The organism is Allobosea thiooxidans, assembly GCF_900168195.1.
GTDB classification, from domain to species: domain Bacteria; phylum Pseudomonadota; class Alphaproteobacteria; order Rhizobiales; family Beijerinckiaceae; genus Allobosea; species Allobosea thiooxidans.
The window spans coordinates 1-18207 of the sequence record NZ_FUYX01000024.1; the positions used below are offsets into that span (position 1 = coordinate 1).

An 18207-nucleotide genomic window follows, 5' to 3' on the forward strand; every position below is an offset into this window, starting at 1 on the left:
GCCTCGGCCAATGCGCTGACCGGCCGGATCGGCCAGCTCAACGAACTGGTCGCGGCCTTCCGCACCGGCCGCGAGGCGGCCCAGGCCGCGCCGGTCGCGGCTGCGGGCTCGGCCTCCCCGCGCCCGGCCAAGCCTGCCCTGCGCTCGCTGACTCGCCCGGCGGCAGCGCCGGCCAGCGCCACGGCGGCCGCGGCCGACGGCTCCGAGCCGGAGCGGCTGCGCCAGCTCGCCCAGGCCGCCTTCGCCCAGTCCAAATCCGCCCCCGCCCCGCGCAAGGTCGCCAATGGCCGCGCCCAGGACGCCGGATGGGAAGAGTTCTGAGCTGGGCCCCGCTGCGCCGGTCCCGGCGACGGGCTGCCGCCCGACCGACCCTGAAGACCATACGGCGCCCCAAAAGGGCGCCGTTTTTGCACTGCTGACGAATTTTTGCGGCGCGGCATCTTGCGCGGGGCCGGTCCCGCCCTATCTGCGGGAACAGGCGCCGGGACCTTGGGTCCTTCGCAGCGCCACCATCGCATCAGATCCGCGAAGACCGTCGGGCTGCTTCCTGCAAGCGGCCGATGTTCCACCGCTTGCTGACAGGTCCCGACAGGGAATTCTGCGACAAGCGGTTTCAGCCGTCACCGCAACAGGGAGACGAAAACCATGCAGATCAGCCAGGTTCTTCAGGCTCTCGGCCAGTTCGCCGCCGGCTTCGCGCCGGGCAGCCGCTCCATCCGCCCGCTCGAGATCGACCTCGACGGTGGGAGTGGCCCCACCCCCTTCGAACAGGCCGCCATCGGCAAGTGGAAGACCGAGGACGGGTCGATCCTGATCGACCTGCGCCCCGACGGGCAGTTCCACAAGGCCAAGCCGGAGGCGGGCGCCACGCATCGCGGCCGCTATGCGGTCGATCGCTCGAAGCTCTATTTCGAGGGCGAAACGGGCTGGGTCGCGCTCGGCAAGCTCAAGCGCGGCACGCTCAGCATCGGCGAGAAGCGCTTCCGCAAAGCCTGACGCGGCCAGAAGCTCGCAATCTAAGGAAGGGCCGAGTCTCCGCCGGGAGGCTCGGCCCTTCCGCATTTCCGGGCCGGCCGGGCCGTCAGTAGCCGACGGTGAAGCGCCGGCGGCCATGGGCCGGCTTCTCGAGCTCGTCGACAAGCGCGACCGCGTAGTCCTCGGCCGAAATCGCGCTGTCGCCTTTGCCGTCGACCAGGAGCTGATCGCCGCCGAGGCGGAACTTGCCGGTACGCTCGCCTGGCTGGATCAGGGCGGAGGGCGAGAGGAAGGTCCAGTCCAGCGCCTGCTCCCGCTTCAGAAGATCGAGGAAGTCACCGCCCTTCCTGGCCTCGTCGCGATAGATCGCGGGGAATTCCGGCGTGTCGAACAGCCTGACGCCCGGCGCGACCTCGAGGCTGCCGGCGCCGCCGACGACGAGATAGCGCGGCACGCCCGACTGCTTCACGGCCGCGAGCAGGAGCTCAGGATCGCTGGCGGTGAAATGCACGGCGCTGATCACCGCCTCGTGCCCGGCGAGCAGGCGGGCGAGCCCGTCCTTGTCGAAGACATCGCCCTTGAGCGCGGTGACGCCGGGCAGGGCTGCGACCTTCTCCGGATTGCGGACGATGGCGGTGACGCTGTGGCCGCGACGGGAAAGCTCGGCGAGCAGGCGCGCGCCGATGAAGCCGCTGGCGCCGATCAGGACGATTTTCATGACAAAGGTTCCTTCTGTCGGTATATAATGGATACCTACGTTCCCATGGAACCTATCTGGCCATGCCTGCCCACCCCGTAAAGAAGGCACTTTCACGCGACATGGTCACCGCGACGAAACCGCCATGCTGAAGCGTCCCGACCCTTTCCAGGCGCTCTGCCCGACGCGGCGCATCCTCGACCGCATCGGCGACAGCTGGGCCGTCCTCATCCTGATCGCGTTGGGGAGCGGCACGCTGCGCTTCAACGCGCTGAAGCGCCGGATCGAGAACATCTCCCAGAAGATGCTGTCGCAGACGCTGAAGAGCCTCGAGCGCGACGGGCTGGTGCGGCGCGAGGTGTTCGCGACCGTGCCGGTAACGGTCGAGTATTCGCTGACCGATCTCGGGCGCACCCTGTCGCAGACGGTCAACCAGCTGACGCTCTGGGCCGAGGCGCATATCGGCGAGATCGAGGCGGCGCAGCAGCGCTATGACCGCGGCGAGGGCGCGACGGAGCCGGAAGGCCGGGCGGCGGGCGGGTGCTGACACGCGGGAGTGCTGGCGTTTCCACCGATTTCGTGTATATGCCCGGCAACCGGCTGCTCAGCCGGCTGCGCGACCCCTCCGTGATGAGGCGGCTCGCGGGCTTCGGACCACGCTGGACGACATCCCGGCCTGGCCCGCCAGATCAACCTGAAACAGAGGATATCCCGATGTCGATCACTGCCGAGCGCAAGACCGCGCTGCTCAAGGAATACGCCACCAAGCCGAACGACACCGGCTCGCCGGAAGTCCAGGTCGCGATCCTGACGGAGCGCATCAACAACCTGACCGGCCACTTCAAGTCGCATGCGAAGGACAACCACTCCCGCCGCGGCCTGCTCAAGCTGGTTTCGCAGCGCCGTTCCCTGCTCGACTATCTGAAGGGCAAGGATCAGGGTCGCTACAAGACGCTGATCGAGAGGCTCGGCATCCGCCGCTGATCGTCGGCTGAAAGCCGTTTCCGCCCGGTGCGACCTGCTCCGGGCGGCTCTTTTCAGGCGATGCCGCCCAGGGGGCGGCCCGCCTGTCTGCCGCGGCGGCCGCATGGGGCGGCCCTCCCGCGTGACCCGCCGGGCGCCCAAGACGTCCATGGCAGGATCGCCGAGCGCTCGGGCGCCAGCTTCACAGGAACCCGAGCGTTCCGCCGTCTTGCCCATGGGCCTGAAGGCGCCGGACGGGCCGACATCCGACCGAAAGACAAAACCCATGTTCGACATCCAAACCGAAGAACTGATCTGGGGCGGGCGCAAGCTCGTGCTCGAAACCGGCAAGGTCGCCCGCCAGGCCGACGGCGCCGTGATGGCCACCTATGGCGAGACCGTCGTGCTCGCGACCGTCGTCTCGGCCAAGGAGCCGAAGCCGGGCTTCGACTTCTTCCCGCTGACCGTGAACTACCAGGAAAAGGCCTTCGCGGCCGGCCGCATTCCCGGCGGCTACTTCAAGCGTGAAGGCCGCCCGAGCGAGAAGGAGACGCTGGTCTCCCGCCTGATCGACCGTCCGATCCGCCCGCTCTTCGTCGAAGGCTACAAGAACGACACGCAGGTCGTCGTCACCGTCCTGCAGCATGATCTCGAGAACGATCCCGACATCCTCGCGATGGTCGCCACCTCGGCGGCGCTCACCCTCTCCGGCGTGCCCTTCATGGGCCCGATCGGCGGTGCCCGCGTCGGCTATATCGACGGCGCCTACAAGCTGAACCCGACGATCGAGGAAGCCAAGGAATCGGCCCTCGACCTCGTCGTCGCCGGCACCCAGGACGCCGTGATGATGGTCGAGTCCGAGGCCAAGGAGCTGACCGAGGAGGTCATGCTCGGCGCCGTGATGTTCGGCCACAAGCATTTCCAGCCGGTGATCGAGGCGATCATCCGCCTGGCCGAGAAGGCCGCCAAGGAGCCGCGCGACTTCACCCCGCCGGATGATTCCGCCATTCTCGACGCGATCATGAAGGTCGGCGAAGCCGATCTGCGCGCCGCCTACAAGATCACCGCCAAGGCCGAGCGCTACGCCGCCGTCGACGCGGTCAAGGCCAAGGTCGTCGCCGCGCTCGTCTCCGAGACGCCGGATGGCGTCGCCACCTTCCCGAAGGACAAGGTCGGCGCGCAGTTCAAGGAAGCCCAGGCCAAGATCGTGCGCTGGAACATCCTTGACGACGGCATCCGCATCGACGGCCGCGACGGCAAGACGGTGCGCCCGATCGTGGCCCAGGCCGGCGTCCTGCCGCGCACCCATGGCTCCGCGCTGTTCACCCGCGGCGAGACCCAGGCGCTGGTCGTGACCACGCTCGGCACCGGCGACGACGAGCAGTTCATCGACTCGCTGGAAGGCACCTACAAGGAAACCTTCCTGCTGCACTACAACTTCCCGCCCTACTCCGTCGGCGAGACCGGCCGCATGGGTTCGCCCGGCCGCCGCGAGATCGGCCACGGCAAGCTCGCCTGGCGCGCCATCCACCCGATGCTGCCGGGCAAGGGCGAGTTCCCCTATACGCTGCGCGTCGTCTCGGAGATCACCGAGTCGAACGGCTCCTCCTCGATGGCCACCGTCTGCGGCACCTCGCTGGCGCTGATGGATGCCGGCGTGCCGCTGCGCGCGCCGGTCGCGGGCATCGCGATGGGCCTGATCCTCGAGGACAAGCGCTTCGCCGTGCTCTCCGACATCCTCGGTGACGAGGACCATCTCGGCGACATGGACTTCAAGGTGGCCGGCACGGCCGAGGGCATCACCTCGCTGCAGATGGACATCAAGATCGCCGGCATCACCGAGGAGATCATGAAGGTCGCCCTCGACCAGGCCAAGGGCGGTCGCGAGCACATCCTCGGCGAGATGGCGAAAGCCCTCTCCGCCTCGCGCAGCCAGCTCGGCGAGTTCGCGCCGCGCATCGAGACGATGAAGATCCCGGTCGACAAGATCCGCGAAGTCATCGGCTCCGGCGGCAAGGTCATCCGCGAGATCGTCGAGAAGACCGGCGCCAAGGTGAACATCGAGGACGACGGCACCATCAAGATCGCCTCGGCCGACGGCAAGTCGATCGAAGCCGCGATCAAGTGGATCAAGTCGATCGTCTCCGAGCCGGAAGCCGGCGTGATCTATGACGGCACCATCGTCAAGATCATGGAGTTCGGCGCCTTCGTGAACTTCTTCGGCGCCAAGGACGGCCTCGTCCACATCTCCGAGCTCGCCCCCAAGCGCGTCCAGAAGGTCCAGGACGTCGTCAAGGAAGGCGACAAGGTCAAGGTGAAGTTCCTCGGCATGGACGAGCGCGGCAAGATCCGCCTGTCGATGAAGGTCGTCGACCAGACCACCGGCGAGGACATCACCGAGAAGCTGAAGGCCGAGCGCGAGGCCGAGAAGGCCCGCGAGAAGCAGGCCGCCGGCGAGTAATCAGCTCGCACGGATTCACGTGAAACGAGGCGCCCCGCATCGCAGGATGCGGGGCGTTTCGCATTTCAGGGCCATTCCGGCGATGCTGGCAGATCGGCGCGGCGGAATGGCCCAGCGTCCCCGAGAGGTTGGAGGCAGGTCGATGAAGTCCTTTTCCGTTCCCGGAACCGACAGCCGCCTGCGCTATCACGACCTCGCCGGCGACGGCCCGGCCATCGTCTTCATCCATGGGCTCGGCTGCGCCTCCTCCTGCGACTATCCGGCCGTGGCGGCAGCACCGGCGCTGCGCGGGCGGCGCATGCTGCTGGTCGATCTGCTCGGCTCCGGCTTCAGCGACCGGCCACAGGCCTTCGGCTACACGATCCAGGATCATGCCGGCAGCGTCGTTGCGCTGATCGAGGCGCTGGGCCTGACCGCGGTCGAGCTGTTCGGGCATTCCATGGGCGGCGCCGTCGCGATCACGGCCGCGTCGATGCTCGGCGAGCGCCTCCGCCGCCTCGTTCTCGGCGAGCCCAATCTGGTGCCCGGCGGTGGTTTCTTCAGTCGTCGCGTCGCGTCGATGTCCGAGGCCGACTATGTCGCCAAGGGCCATGCCGCGCTCGCCTATGCCAGCCTCGGCGAGGGCAACGACATCTGGTCCGCCTCGCTCGCCGGCAGCGCGGCCCATGCCGTCCACCGGACCGCCCATTCGCTCGTCATCGGCAGCGATCCGACCTGGCGCAGCCTGCTCGCCTACCTCGCCGCGCCCAGGACGATGATCATCGGCGAGAACTCGCTCCCCTATGCCGAGGCGGAAGGCCTTGCCGAGATCGGGGTCGATATCCGCATCGTGCCGAAGGCCGGGCATTCCATGGCCTGGGAAAATCCGATAGGGCTCGCCGAGGCGATCGCTGGTTCCGCGTGACCGAAAGATCGCCGCCGCGAGGCAAGGTGACGCGCCAGCTGCAATAGTCTAGACATATGCCGCTTCATGGAGACCGGCATGTCCGACCACCGCATCGCCTCGCTCGACGACCTCGCCCGCGCCTATCCCAATCCGCTCGCCCCGGCTTCGGTCTTCAAGGAGATCGATCATGTCGACGAGAATTATGCAGAGCTGATCGCCGCTTCCCCGTTCTTCGTGCTCGCGACGGTCGGCCCTGAGGGGCTGGATTGCTCGCCGCGCGGGGATCTGCCGGGCTTCGTCACGGTCCGGGACGCGAAAACGCTCCTGATTCCGGACCGAAAAGGCAATAACAGACTGGATTCATTGAAGAATATCCTGTTCGACGATCGAATCGGAATGCTCTTCCTGATCCCCGGTTGCGGCGAGACCCTGCGCGTCAACGGACGTGCCGAGCTATCCTGCGATCCTGGGTTGTGCGGCGCGTTCGAGATGGCCGGCAAGCTGCCGGCGAGCGTGATGATCGTTCATGTCGAGGCAGTCTACTTCCAGTGCTCGCGCGCGGTGGTGCGGGCGGAGCTCTGGAACCCGGAGCGGCAGGTCGAGCGGCGCAGCCTGCCCTCGGCCGGGACGATCCTGCGCGACATCACCGCCCGCAATGCGGCGGTCGAGACCTTCGACGGGGCGGCTTACGACAAGGCGTTGCCGGGGCGAGTCAAGGCAACGCTGTATTGAGGACACCGCCGTCATCCTTGCCCTCGCGGCAAGCATCCACGTCTCGAACATCGGCCTCGACAGCCAAAGACGTGGATGGTCGGGACAAGCCCGACCATGACAGAGCTGTGCTTCGCCCGGAAACAAGAAAGGGCCGCTTGCGCGACCCTTCCCTCGTCCGTCTGCTCCGCAGCACCTTCTCCCGAACGGGGAGAAGGAAGAACTCACAGCAGCCCTTCGTTGCCCGCCAGCGTCTTGAGATTCACGTCCGGCCGGGCGCCGATATGGGAGATGATCTCGGCCGCGGCCAGCGCACCGAGCCGCAGCGAATCGCGCACCTCGCGGCCCGAGGTCAGGCCGAAGAGGAAGCCGGCCGCGAAGAGGTCGCCTGCGCCCGTCGCATCGACGACGCGCTCGACCGGGAAGACCGGCTCCTCGACGATGCCTTCCGGCGTCACCGCCAGCGCGCCCTTCTCGGAGCGGGTGACCACGGCGAGAATGTTCTCGGAGCGCAGCCAGGACAACGCGGTGTCGAAGTCGGAGGTCTCGTAGAGGCTCTTGAGCTCATGCTCGTTGGCGAAAACGAGATCGACCATGCGGTTACGGATCAGGCCGACGAACTCGTCGCGATAGCGGTCGACGCAGAAGGAATCGGAGAGGGTGATCGCGACGCGACCGCCCGCCCGATGCGCGATCTCGGAAGCCTTGCGGAAGGCTTCCTTCGCCGCCGGCGGATCCCAGAGATAGCCTTCGAGATAGATGATGTCGGCGTTCTCGACCGCCTTCTCATCGACATCGGCGACGGAGAGGCCCTGGCAGGCGCCGAGATAGGTGTTCATCGTGCGCTCGCCGTCGGGCGTGACGATGATGAAGGAGCGTGCCGTCGCCGGGCCGTCGCCGGCCGCGGCGGTGTCGAAGGCGACGCCGAGCGAGGCGAGGTCATGGCGGTAGAGCTTGCCGAGCTCGTCGGCCTTGACCTTGCCGATGAAGGCGCCTTTGCCTCCGAACGAGGCGAGGCCGGCGATGGTGTTGGCGGCCGATCCCCCGGAGATGACGCGGGCCGGGCCCATCGCCGAAAAGAGCGACTCGGCGCGGGCCTCGTCGATCAGCATCATCGCGCCCTTGGTCAGCTTCTGGGCGGCGAGGAAATCCTCCTCGGCCGAAGCCAGGACATCGACGATGGCGTTGCCGAGGGCGAGGACGTCCGTGCGAGTCTTGGTCATGGCCGATGCATCCGGATTGGACGGCGGAAATGCCGAAAAGAAAGGTGGCGGGCGTGTCGCATCCGCGCGCTGTGCGGTCAAGTCGGGCTTGGAGCTTCTCAGCCCTGGTCCCGGCGGGCGGCGGCATCGTCGAGGACGCCGGCGAGGCGGCGCAGATCCTCAGCCTCGAGCTCGGCGATCTCGCGGGCAAGGCGGTTGGCGAAAAGGGTGGCCTCGGGATCGAGACCGGCGGTGTCGACGGTGACGCGCGGATGCGAGAGATCGGCGAGGCGGACGAGTTCGTCGGCCTCGTCCCAGATCACGCCGAGCAGATGGATCGCACCCTGGATCAGCGTGAAGGTCGGACGCCCGCGCTTGCCGTGCTCGAGCGCCGAAAGATAGGCGGGCGTTACGCCGAGCCCCTCCGCCATCCGAGCGAGCGTGATGCCGCGCCGTTCCCTGAGCTCGCGCACGCGCCGGCCGAAGGGCGTCACGGACCATGCTCCCTGAGCCGTCGCAGGCGGACATAGAGCGCGCCGCCGCCGCCATGCCGCTGCTCGGCCTCCTCGAAGCCGAGGACGAGCGGACGCAGCTCCGAGAGCCTGAGCCAATGCGGCACCATCCGGCGCAGCACGCCGCGCTCCTCGCCGAACAGCGCCGGGGCCGGTCCTCCCTTGCCGGTGACGACCAGGGCGATGCGGGTGCCATGCGCCTGCTCGCGACGCAGGAAGGCGCACAAGGCGAGATGCGCTTCGTTCTGGCGCATGCCGTGCAGGTCGATGACCGCATCGACGCTCTGCTGGCCGCGGCGAAGCTGGGTGCGCAGGCGCCGCTCGATCGGGGCCAGGGGCGGAGCGGCGAGAGACGCCGGCTTCGCGGCCTTCGAAAGCGCGGCGACGGCAAGCGCAGAGGTTTCCGTCGCGATCGCCGGGGCAGGCTCTGGCACCGGTTCGGGCTCGATCGGCGCGCGCCCGGGCAGCGGCTTGACGGTGCGCGCCACCTGCCGCCAGAGCGCGGCATCGGCCTCCGTCAATGTCCTGCCCCGGCGCGCGCGCATCTCAGCGCGGCCAGAGCACGGTGAAGGCGACGGGGTGGCGGATCAGCCCGGCCCGATGACCGGCCTCGGCTCCCGAACCGACGAAAAGATCCATCCGGGCCGCGCCCAGAATGGCTGAACCGGTGTCCTGGACGAGCATCAGCCGCGCCAGATGCTCTGCGCCGCCGGCCCCGTCCGGAAGCCTCGCATCGATCCAGACCGGCAGGCCATAGGGCCAGACCGTGCGATCGACCGCGATGCTGCGCAGCGGCGTCAAGGGCAGGCCAGCGCCGCCTATCGGTCCGGAACCGGCCGGCAGATCGTCGCGCCGGGCGAAGAAGACGAAGGATCTGTTCAGGCGGATGAGATCGCGGGCGAAAGCTGGATCGGCCTTCAGCCGGGCGACGAGCCGGTCCATCGTCATCTGCTCGGGCGGGATGCCCTCGCGCTGGCTGAGCACGCGGCCGAGCGAGGTGTAGGGATGGCCGTTGCGGCCGGCATAGACGAGCCGCGTGACCGAGCCATCGGGCAGGCGCACGCGGCCGGACCCCTGCACCTGCAGCACGAAACGATCCACGGGATCGCGCAGCCAGAGGATCTCCAGCCCCTGCCCGTCGAGCGCCCCGGTTTCGATCGCAGCGCGGTCGACAAAGGGCTCGAGCCCCTTCGCGGTGCGGCGCGCGGCGGAAAGCGTCTTGTCGAGGCCGGGCCAGTCATCCTCCGGAAAGCGCGTCACGAGATCCGGCGGCCGGCCGTAGAGCGGGGTCGGAAAGGCTTCGGAGCGTGTGAGAGAGCCTTCGAACTCGGGCTCGAAATAGCCGGTCGTGAAGCCGGCATCGGCGCCCACCGGGCGGATGCGCCAGAAGCTGAAGTTCTGCTCGAAGAAGCTGCGCGCCTCGTCGCGCGCGACAGGGCCGTTCACGGCCAGCGCCTTCGCTCTTTCGCAGGCCGCGGAGAGGATGGCGGGAACGGGGACGGCCTGGCGCAAGGGCGGGTCGGCCATGCACCCCCGCGCGAAGATCGCGAAGGTCTCGGCATGGTCGTCCCGTGCCCAGCCATCGAGCTGCTGCGGCAAAAGCCGCTCGGCCCGGGCACCGTCCGGGAGCGGAAAGGGAGCGGCCGTGGCGTTCACGGAGACGAGACCAGCCGCCACCGCGAGCGCCAGCGCGATCCCGGCGCCACGGCTCACGCCGCCGATTCGGTGGCGACGAGCAGCCAGTTGGGATCGCGGCTGCCGAGCTGGCGCGAGAAGGTCCAGATATCGTTGACCTCGGAGACCTGGTCGGCGCTGCCGTCGACGACCGCCCCTTGAGCGTCGCGGGTGACGCTGATCAGCTGCGACACGAAGGCGATGGTGACCTGGGCGGTCTTGCCCTTGACCTCGACGGCGGAAAGATCGGCCTTGTCGATCGAGACGAAATTCGATTCCGATTTCTCGCCGCGCTTCTCGCGATCGGTGATGGCCTGCTCGAAGCCCTCATAGACGTCCTTGGCGAGCAGCCCCTTCAACATCTTGCGGTCGCCGCGCGCGAAGGCGGTGACGATCGCCTCATAGGCCGCCTTGGCGCCGGCGACGAAGTCATGCGGGTCGAAACCCGGCTCCTGGCGGATGATGGCCTCGATGCCGGCGCTGACCGGAGAGTCGGCGGCGGCCAGATCCTTCCAGCGTTCGGCGACCGGCGACTCGGCGGCGACCGGATCATTGGCCGCACCCGGCAGGCGGATCACGTTGTCGCGCTTCTCGGCCGCCTGATCCGGCCGCATCGGCGGCGTCTCCCGGCGGGCGAAGGGATCCTTGGGCTGCTCGTGGCCGGTCTTCTGGCCGAGGACCGAGCGCAGCTTCCAGGCGACGAAAACGGCCAGAGCCAAGAAGACCAGAGTCGTCATGTCGAAGGAATTTTGCATCGAAGGCTGACCCGCGGCTCCCCATCAACGTCTGGCGATGGCGCAGGATCGCGACCGCCTTCGTCGTCATATGGTAAGACAGGCTCGTAACATCCACCCCTAACCTTGTGAAGGCGACTTCTTGTGCCGGCCCGGCGTCCATGATAGCCGACGCGCGCGCCGCTCCGGAACGCGGAGCGCAGTCCCGAATGCCGGCAATGGCGCGGGATTTCCCGAGACAGCCTGCCAGAACAAGATGGGACCGATGGCCAACGAACTCCCCAACGGCAATGGTGCCGGCGCCGCCGAGGCAGCCCCGAGCCTGAACGCCCTCGTCCAGTACACGAAGGATTTCTCCTTCGAGAACCCCAAGGCGCCGCGTTCCCTCGCCCAGCAGGAAGCGCAGCAGGGCCCGCAGATGTCGCTGCAGGTCAATGTCGGCTCGACCGCGCTCGGCGACAACGACTACGAGACCGTGCTGCGCCTGGAAGGCAAGGCCGAGCAGAAGGGCGAGACGCTCTTCGCCTTCGACCTGAGCTATGCCGGCGTCTTCCGCCTGCAGAACATTCCGCAGGAGCACATCCACCCCGTGCTGGTGATCGACTGCGCCCGCCTGCTCTTCCCCTTCGCGCGGCAGATCATCGCCGAGGCGGTCCATAATGGCGGCTTCCCGCCCTTCTACATCCCGCCGATCGATTTCGCGGCGCTGTTCCAGCAGCGCATGCAGGAGCTCGAGGGCCAGCAGGGCGCCGCGACCAACTGACGGTCGGAGCGTCGGCAAAGTCCAACGAAAGGGCCCCTTCGCGGGCCCTTTTTCGTTTGTTGCGGATTATTGTTGTCCTTGCGGAGCCGGCAGGCCCGCTCCATCTGGTGACGATCGACGGCGGACGCCCCGGCAGGGACGCCCGCCTTTTCCGTATCCGATGGAGACCCGATGGACACCCTTCTGACGCTTGCCGCCGACCCCGCCGTATGGGCCGCGCTCGGGGCACTGATCGCCATGGAGGTCGTGCTCGGCATCGACAACCTGATCTTCATCTCGATCCTGACCAACAAGCTGCCGGAGCATCAGCGCTCGAAGGGCCGCAAGATCGGCATCGGCCTGGCGCTGATCCTGCGGCTGGGCCTGCTGAGCACCGTCGCCTTCATCGTCACGCTGACCACGCCGGTGTTCTCGATCCTCGGGCAGGGCTTCTCCTGGCGCGACATCATCCTGATCGCCGGCGGCCTCTTCCTGGTCTGGAAGGCGACGAAGGAGATCCATCACAAGGTCGATCCCGATCCCGAATCCGTCCTCGCCGAGGGCGGCAGCCGCGCGGTGACGCTGGGCTTCGGCAGCGCGATCTTCCAGATCCTGCTGCTCGACCTCGTCTTCTCGATCGACTCGATCATCACCGCCGTCGGCATGACCGAACATGTGCCGGTGATGGTGATCGCCGTGATCGTCGCGGTGCTGACGATGCTGCTCGCCGCCGATCCGCTGGCGCGTTTCATCGACCGCAACCCGACGATCGTGATGCTGGCGCTCGGCTTCCTGCTGATGATCGGCGCGACACTGATCGCCGAAGGCTTCGGCGTGCATGTGCCGAAGGGCTACATCTACGCAGCCATGGCCTTCTCGGCCTTGATCGAGGCACTCAACATGCTGTCGCGGCGGAAGACGCATACCGGCAGCGAGCGCTGAGCGGGCGCAAGCCGGACGGCGCGGATCACTGCGCCGCGTCGTCCGTGATGCCGAGATAGCCCTTCCAGAGCGGCGCCTTCAGCGAGCCCAGAACGAAGGCCTCATGCGCCTTGATCGCAGCCTCGTCGAGCCGCGGCGCGAGCGGGCGCTGGCGCAGCGGCTTCTCGGCGGCAGCCATGACGAGACCGCCACGGCCCGCCGTGCCTTCGACGCCCAGGCCGAGCGAGGTCTGCTTGCCGCCGATCAGTTCGATATAGACCTCGGCGAGGATCTCGGAGTCGAGCAAGGCGCCGTGCTTGGTGCGGCGGCTGTTGTCGATGCCATAGCGCGAGCAGAGCGCATCGAGGCTGTTGGAGGCGCCGGGATGCTTGCGGCGGGCCATCGACAGGGTGTCGACCACCCAAGCCTGCTCGATCGGCGGCAGGTTCAGCCGCTTGAACTCCATGTTGATGAAGCCGACGTCGAAGGCGGCGTTGTGGATCACCAGCTTGGCGCCCGCGATGAACTCGGCGAATTCCTGGGCGATCGCGGCGAAGACCGGCTTGTCCGACAGGAACTCCTCCGAGAGGCCGTGGACATTGAAGGCCTCGACCGGCATCGAGCGTTCGGGGTTGATGTAGACGTGGTAGGTGCGGCCGCTCGGGCAGTGATTGACCAACTCGACGCAGCCGATCTCGACGATGCGATCACCGTTATTGGCTTCGACGCCGGTGGTTTCGGTATCGAGAACGATCTCGCGCATCGCTTTCAGGACCTCACTCAAGACCTCTGGGCCGCGCCACGCCCCGGGCGGCCCGCCAGCGCCATCAGGATAGAGCCGACCTCGCGGCCGGCGGCCACGAGCCCGCGCGACGTGTCCACAAGGAAATGGGCGCGGCGACGCTTCTCGGCATCCGGCATCTGGCGCGCCAGGATGGCGTCGAGCTTCTCCGCGCTCATGCCGGGCCGGGCGAGGACGCGCTCGCGCTGCACTGCCGCCGGCGCGGTCACCACCAGAACCGCATCGCAACGCCCCTCACCGCCGGTCTCGAACAGCAGCGGCACATCGATGATGGCGAGCCCCGCTCCCTCGCGTCGGCAGCGGGCGAGGAAGGCCTGCTCCTCCTCCCGCACCAGCGGATGGATGATCGCCTCGAGACGGCGCAGCGCCTCCGGCTTGCCGAGCACGGCGGCGCCGAGCCTTGCCCGATCGACCACGCCGTCGACAACGGTGCCGGGAAAGGCCGCCTCGATCGGCGCCACGGCACGGCCGCGATGCAGGCGATGGACTGCGGCATCGGCATCGTGCAGCGGCACGCCGCGCTGCACGAACAGCCCGGCCGTTGTCGACTTCCCCATTCCGATCGAGCCCGTCAGGCCCAGCACGAAGGTCATGCGCTCCCCGCCGAATCAGGTTTTCAGGATATCGGCTTCGATCAGAGCGCGCAGGGCCGGCGTCACTTCCGGGGTCACGCCGAACCAGCGGGCGAAGCCGGGGGCAGCCTGGTGGAGCAGCATGCCGAGCCCGTCCACCAGCCTGCCGCCACGCCGCTCCGCCTCCGCCAGCAGCGCCGTCTTCAGCGGCGCGTAGACGATATCGTCGACGATGGTTCCCGGCCGCAGCCCCGACAGGTCGAGCTCCAGCGGCGGCTTGCCCTGCATGCCGAGGGCCGTGGTGTTGACGATGAGATCGGCCTTCCGGACGAGCCGGTCGCGCTCCTCCCAGGCCCTGGCTTCAAGCGGATTCCCCAGCGCGGCCGCGAGCTCCTCGGCGCGGGCGGGGCTCCGGTTGACGATCAGGATGCGTTCGACCCCACGCGATCGAAGGCCGTAGCAGATTCCGCGGGCGGCCCCGCCTGCCCCGAGAACGAGCACCGTTCCGACCTGTCGCTGCCAGCCCGGCACGCAGGCATCGAGATGGGCGAGGAACCCCGGCACGTCGCTGTTGTCGGCGACGATGCGCCCATCCTCGCGCCAGAGCGTGTTGACTGCGCCGATCGCCCGGCCCGCAGGGCTGACCTCATCGACCAGGGCCATCACCGCTTCCTTGTGCGGCACGGTGACATTGCCGCCGGTGAACGCCCCGTCCCGCAATTGTCGGATGAAGGCGGGCAGGTCCGCAGGCGCGACATCGACCCGCTCATAGGAGCCGGCAAGCCGATATTGCCGAAGCCACTCGCCATGGATCAGCGGCGAGCGGGAATGGGCGATGGGATGTCCGATGACGAAACAGCGAGGCGACATGGATGGGTCCGGTCAGCGGGCGAGGCAGTCGAGATCGCGCAAGGCGGCGAGGACGGCGAGCAGGGGCAAGCCCAGGATGGTGAAGTGATTGCCTTCGACGGCCTCGAAGAGCTGCGCCCCCAGCCCCTCGAGCTGATAACCGCCGACGCTGGATAGAGCGGCCGGCCCGACCAGATCGACATAGAGCCCGATGAAATCGGTATCGAGCGCGCGCATCGTCATCCGTGCCGTCTCGCGGCCTTCGGCGATCGGTGCGCCGTCCCGGGCAAGGACGAAGGCGGAATGAAGCTCATGCGTCCTGCCGGCCAGCGCCGCGATCTGCTCGGCCGCGGCGAAGCTGTCGACCGGCTTGTGGAAGGCGATGCCGTCGCAGGTCAGCGTCTGATCGGCGGCGAGGACCAGGCGGCCCGGCTGGTCACGCGAGACCGCGAGCGCCTTGGCACAGGCGAGCGCTGCGGCGATCTGATCCGCCGGCACCCCCTGCTCGACCAGAGGTTCCTCGACGGCGCGCTCGTCGATCGTGGGCTTCATGACCTCGATCGGGATGCCGGCGGCCGCCAGCATGTCCCGGCGCGTCACGCTTCCGGAGGCGAGGATCAGGGGCTGCGTTTCGAGCCAGAGGGTGTTCGGTGGGGTCATGTCGCGATGAACTTCATGCGGTGATCACGAAGCAGGTCGAGGATAGAGGCGGCTGTCTCCTCGATCGAGCGGCGGGTGACGTCGATGACCGGCCAGCCCTTGCGGGCGCAGAGCCGCCTCGACTGCGCGACCTCGTCGGCCACCGCCGCGGGATCGACATAGGAGGTCTCGTCGTCGGCGCGCAACGACAGGAGCCGGTTCTGGCGGATCTGGACGATGCGGTCGGGGCTGGCGATCAGCCCGACGATCAGCGGCTTCTTCGCGTTCTCCAGCTCCGGCGGCAGGGCGATGTTCGGGACCAGCGGGATGTTGGCGGTCTTGATGCCGCGATTGGCGAGATAGATGCTCGTCGGCGTCTTGGACGTCCGGCTGATGCCAACCAGGATGACATCGGCGCTGTCGAGATCGCCACCCATCTGCCCGTCATCGTGCAAGAGCGTGTAGTTCATTGCGTCGATGCGGCGGAAATACTCGGTGTTGAGGACGTGCTGCGCGCCCGGCTTCGTCGCCGAGACCTGGCCGAGATAGGACTGGAACAGACTCAGCACCGGCTGCAGCACCGAGAGGCAGGGGCAGCCGAGCTCGCGGCAGAAATTCTCGAGCTTCTCCTGCCATTCCGGCTCGACCAGCGTGTAGAGAACCACGCCCGGTGAGGATTCGATCTCGGCGAGCACACGCGCGAGCTGCGCCTCCGAACGCACCAGCGGATAGACATGCTCGATGGCGGAAACGCTTTCATATTGCGCGGCCGCGGCGCGGCTGACCGCGATGAGGGTCTCGCCGGTCGCATCCGAGACCAGATGCAGATGGAAATAATTGCGGACCACGGCGTCCCCCGGCCTGAAGCGCTTCGATCTCCCTTAGCGCGGTTTCGGCGCGACAGGAATCCGAAGAGCGAGCCAAGTCGCCGCAGCCGACTTCGCGCCGGTTCTTCACAGGGGTGGGGAGCGGTGTAGACAACCCGGCTTCAGCCATGCCCGGCCAGAGCCGCCTGTATAACCCACCTCTCCCATCAACAGCCGCCACGCTGTGCATGGTTAAGGAAGTGTTTCACGTGAATCATTCGGCGGGCCGAAGGGCTCGCCGCAAATTCCAATTCGTTAAGAAAGCCTTAACACCCCTCCCTCAGCCTGGCGGCCCCGCGACCCGCTGTCCCACCTCCTGTGGAACGGTTGTGGACGGATTTGCGCCGGGCTATCTCCCCTGCCCAAGAGTCAAAGAAAAAGATTCTTTCATGGAATCTCTTTATATGAAGGGAAGCGGGATGGACCACTCGTCAGGCCAGATGACCAGCGAAGCGCCCGCCTTTCTGCGCGCACTGGCCGGCGAGACGCAGGCGGTTCCTCCGATCTGGCTGATGCGTCAGGCTGGCCGCTATCTGCCGGAGTATCGCGAGGTCAGGGCCAAGGCAGGCAGCTTCCTGGCGCTTTGCTACAATCCCGAGCTCGCCGCCGAGGTCACGCTTCAGCCGATCCGCCGTTTCGGCTTCGACGCGGCGATCCTGTTTTCCGACATCCTCGTCGTGCCGCAGGCTCTCGGCCAAAAGCTCTGGTTCGTCGAGGGCGAGGGACCACGCCTCGATCCGGTGGCGGACAGGAACCGTCTTGCCGAGATCGATCGTGCAGCTCCGGGACATAGCCTCGATCCGATCATCGAGACGGTCCGGCGGGTGCGCGCGGGCCTCGATGCCCGGACCGGCTTCATCGGCTTCTGCGGGGCGCCCTGGACCGTCGCGACCTATATGGTCGCCGGTCGTGGCACCCCGGATCAGGGACCGGCGCGGGCCCTGTTCGCGCAGGATCCCGCTCTGTTCCAGGAGATCATCGACCGCATCGTCTCGGTGTCGGTGGGCTATCTCAACGCGCAGATCGCGGCCGGCGTCGATGCCGTGCAGATCTTCGACAGCTGGGCGGGCGTGCTCGGCGCCGAGGATTTCCAGCGCTGGTGCATCGCGCCGACGCGCCGGATCGTCGAAGGCGTCCGCGCGGTTCATCCGCATGTCCGGATCATCGGCTTCCCGCGGGGCGCCGGCCGATTGATCCCGGCTTATGTCGAAGGAACCGGGGTCGATGCCGTCGGGCTCGAGACGGATATCGACCGGGCCTTCGCACGCGACGCGATCCAGTCGCTCGTCCCGGTCCAGGGCAATCTCGACCCGCTCACCCTGCGCGCCGGCGGAGCCGAACTCGAGCGCGAGATCGAGGCCGTGATGGCCGCTTTCGGCGGCGGGCCTTTCGTGTTCAATCTCGGCCACGGCATCCTGCCGGATACGCCGATCCCCCATGTCGAACGCTTGCTGAGAGCCGTCCGCGGCTGAGGGTCAGACAATGTACGAGTGGCTAAAGGCTTTTCACGTCGTCGCGGTCATCTCCTGGATGGCCGGGATGCTCTATCTGCCGCGGCTGATGGTCTATCATGCGGAGGCGCAGACGGGCTCGATCCAGTCCGAGACCTTCAAGATCATGGAAAGGCGATTGCTGAAGGGCATCATCAATCCGGCGATGATCGCCACTTGGGTGCTCGGCCTCTACCTTGCGTGGGAGGCCTTCGGCTTCAAGGGCGGCTGGCTGCACGCCAAGCTCCTGCTGGTGCTGATCCTCTCCGGCATCCACGGTGTCCTGGTCAAGCATGTCCGGGCATTCGCGCAGGACAAGAACCAGAAGCCGGCGCGCTATTTCCGGATCCTCAACGAGATTCCGGCCGTGCTGATGCTCGGCATCGTCATTCTCGTCATCGTGAAGCCGTTCTAGGGGTCCCAATCGTTTCCTGCTTGAGCCCGACGGAAATTCCCGCTATCAGGACGCTGCGCTTCTCCAGCGTCCTCCCTGTTGTCGACTGTTCGTGAG

At 67.4% G+C, this 18207-nt stretch carries 21 protein-coding genes and 1 pseudogene; 11 read left to right on the forward strand and 11 right to left on the reverse strand.

Annotation, left to right across the window (positions count from 1 at the left end; all coding sequences use genetic code 11):
* Together B5Y19_RS26250 and B5Y19_RS24705 are read left to right on the forward strand one after the other, a co-directional pair.
* Nucleotides 1-321: pseudogene (locus B5Y19_RS26250) on the forward strand (hypothetical protein); the annotation flags it as partial.
* 324 nt (nt 322-645) lie between these two features.
* A complete protein-coding gene (locus B5Y19_RS24705) occupies nt 646-996 on the forward strand; it encodes an Atu4866 domain-containing protein (protein ID WP_055729894.1) in 351 nt (116 codons plus the stop codon).
* A gap of 85 nt (nt 997-1081) precedes the next feature.
* On the opposite strand, the gene B5Y19_RS24710 is transcribed toward B5Y19_RS24705, so the two are convergent.
* Nucleotides 1082-1693 (reverse strand): NAD(P)-dependent oxidoreductase, encoded by a 612-nt coding sequence (locus tag B5Y19_RS24710; RefSeq protein WP_055729895.1) that lies wholly within the window; start codon nt 1691-1693, stop codon nt 1082-1084.
* A gap of 124 nt (nt 1694-1817) precedes the next feature.
* Here B5Y19_RS24710 and B5Y19_RS24715 point away from each other — a divergent pair, with 124 nt between their 5' ends.
* The 5 genes from B5Y19_RS24715 (at nt 1818) to B5Y19_RS24735 (ending at nt 6714) form a co-directional block, all read left to right on the forward strand.
* Nucleotides 1818-2219, forward strand: a complete 402-nt coding sequence (locus tag B5Y19_RS24715) for a winged helix-turn-helix transcriptional regulator (RefSeq protein ID WP_197282479.1) — start codon at nt 1818-1820, stop codon at nt 2217-2219.
* Between the two features lie 167 nt (nt 2220-2386).
* Complete coding sequence (gene rpsO / locus B5Y19_RS24720; RefSeq protein ID WP_055729896.1) at nt 2387-2656, forward strand: 30S ribosomal protein S15; 270 nt, start codon at nt 2387-2389, stop codon at nt 2654-2656.
* Nucleotides 2657-2921: 265 nt separating this feature from the next.
* Entirely contained in the window at nt 2922-5096 is a 2175-nt protein-coding gene (gene pnp / locus B5Y19_RS24725) for a polyribonucleotide nucleotidyltransferase (RefSeq protein ID WP_055729897.1), read from the forward strand.
* Nucleotides 5097-5238: 142 nt separating this feature from the next.
* Nucleotides 5239-6000 carry an alpha/beta fold hydrolase gene (locus tag B5Y19_RS24730; protein WP_055729898.1) on the forward strand — a complete coding sequence of 254 codons (762 nt, stop codon included), beginning with the start codon at nt 5239-5241 and terminating at the stop codon, nt 5998-6000.
* 78 nt (nt 6001-6078) lie between these two features.
* A complete protein-coding gene (locus tag B5Y19_RS24735; RefSeq protein ID WP_055729899.1) occupies nt 6079-6714 on the forward strand; it encodes a pyridoxamine 5'-phosphate oxidase family protein in 636 nt (211 codons plus the stop codon).
* Between the two features lie 203 nt (nt 6715-6917).
* Here the strand turns inward: B5Y19_RS24735 and B5Y19_RS24740 are convergent, their stop codons facing one another.
* The 5 genes from B5Y19_RS24740 to B5Y19_RS24760 form a co-directional block, all read right to left on the reverse strand.
* A complete protein-coding gene (locus B5Y19_RS24740; RefSeq protein ID WP_055729900.1) occupies nt 6918-7916 on the reverse strand; it encodes an adenosine kinase in 999 nt (332 codons plus the stop codon).
* A gap of 98 nt (nt 7917-8014) precedes the next feature.
* Nucleotides 8015-8389, reverse strand: a complete 375-nt coding sequence (locus B5Y19_RS24745; protein ID WP_055729901.1) for a helix-turn-helix domain-containing protein — start codon at nt 8387-8389, stop codon at nt 8015-8017.
* On the reverse strand, nt 8386-8952 hold the full coding sequence (locus B5Y19_RS24750; protein ID WP_055729902.1) for a Smr/MutS family protein: 567 nt from the start codon (nt 8950-8952) through the stop codon (nt 8386-8388). The genes B5Y19_RS24745 and B5Y19_RS24750 overlap by 4 nt, the downstream gene beginning before the upstream one ends.
* A gap of 1 nt (nt 8953) precedes the next feature.
* The gene (mltA, locus tag B5Y19_RS24755; protein WP_055729903.1) at nt 8954-10120 is read right to left on the reverse strand and encodes a murein transglycosylase A; all 1167 of its coding nucleotides are present in this window, start codon (nt 10118-10120) and stop codon (nt 8954-8956) included.
* Nucleotides 10117-10836, reverse strand: a complete 720-nt coding sequence (locus B5Y19_RS24760) for a Tim44/TimA family putative adaptor protein (RefSeq protein ID WP_055729904.1) — start codon at nt 10834-10836, stop codon at nt 10117-10119. Before B5Y19_RS24760 ends, mltA begins: the two co-directional genes overlap by 4 nt.
* Before the next feature lie 244 nt (nt 10837-11080).
* On the opposite strand from B5Y19_RS24760, the gene secB reads away from it, so the two are divergent.
* Both secB and B5Y19_RS24770 read left to right on the forward strand, forming a co-directional pair.
* Nucleotides 11081-11578, forward strand: coding sequence for a protein-export chaperone SecB (gene secB / locus B5Y19_RS24765; protein ID WP_055729905.1), 498 nt, complete (start codon nt 11081-11083; stop codon nt 11576-11578).
* Between the two features lie 171 nt (nt 11579-11749).
* Nucleotides 11750-12499: a TerC family protein gene (locus B5Y19_RS24770; protein WP_055729906.1), complete on the forward strand. Its 750-nt coding sequence runs from the start codon at nt 11750-11752 to the stop codon at nt 12497-12499.
* Between the two features lie 25 nt (nt 12500-12524).
* Here B5Y19_RS24770 and dnaQ read toward each other — a convergent pair whose 3' ends face one another.
* From dnaQ to B5Y19_RS24795, 5 genes are read right to left on the reverse strand one after another with little or no spacing between them, the layout of a single operon-like run.
* Complete coding sequence (gene dnaQ, locus B5Y19_RS24775) at nt 12525-13241, reverse strand: DNA polymerase III subunit epsilon (protein ID WP_055729907.1); 717 nt, start codon at nt 13239-13241, stop codon at nt 12525-12527.
* Between the two features lie 17 nt (nt 13242-13258).
* Nucleotides 13259-13873 carry a dephospho-CoA kinase gene (coaE, locus tag B5Y19_RS24780; protein ID WP_055729908.1) on the reverse strand — a complete coding sequence of 205 codons (615 nt, stop codon included), beginning with the start codon at nt 13871-13873 and terminating at the stop codon, nt 13259-13261.
* A 15-nt stretch (nt 13874-13888) separates the two neighbouring features.
* Nucleotides 13889-14722 carry a shikimate dehydrogenase gene (locus B5Y19_RS24785; RefSeq protein ID WP_055729909.1) on the reverse strand — a complete coding sequence of 278 codons (834 nt, stop codon included), beginning with the start codon at nt 14720-14722 and terminating at the stop codon, nt 13889-13891.
* Nucleotides 14723-14734: 12 nt separating this feature from the next.
* Nucleotides 14735-15361, reverse strand: a complete 627-nt coding sequence (locus B5Y19_RS24790; RefSeq protein ID WP_055729910.1) for a Maf family protein — start codon at nt 15359-15361, stop codon at nt 14735-14737.
* Nucleotides 15358-16188, reverse strand: a complete 831-nt coding sequence (locus B5Y19_RS24795; protein WP_055729911.1) for a pyruvate, water dikinase regulatory protein — start codon at nt 16186-16188, stop codon at nt 15358-15360. The genes B5Y19_RS24790 and B5Y19_RS24795 overlap by 4 nt, the downstream gene beginning before the upstream one ends.
* 458 nt (nt 16189-16646) lie before the next feature.
* Between B5Y19_RS24795 and hemE the strand changes: the two genes are divergently transcribed.
* Both hemE and hemJ read left to right on the forward strand, forming a co-directional pair.
* The gene (hemE, locus tag B5Y19_RS24800) at nt 16647-17678 is read left to right on the forward strand and encodes a uroporphyrinogen decarboxylase (protein WP_055729912.1); all 1032 of its coding nucleotides are present in this window, start codon (nt 16647-16649) and stop codon (nt 17676-17678) included.
* 10 nt (nt 17679-17688) lie between these two features.
* Nucleotides 17689-18111 carry a protoporphyrinogen oxidase HemJ gene (hemJ, locus tag B5Y19_RS24805; RefSeq protein ID WP_055729913.1) on the forward strand — a complete coding sequence of 141 codons (423 nt, stop codon included), beginning with the start codon at nt 17689-17691 and terminating at the stop codon, nt 18109-18111.
* Nucleotides 18112-18207: the final 96 nt, after the last annotated feature.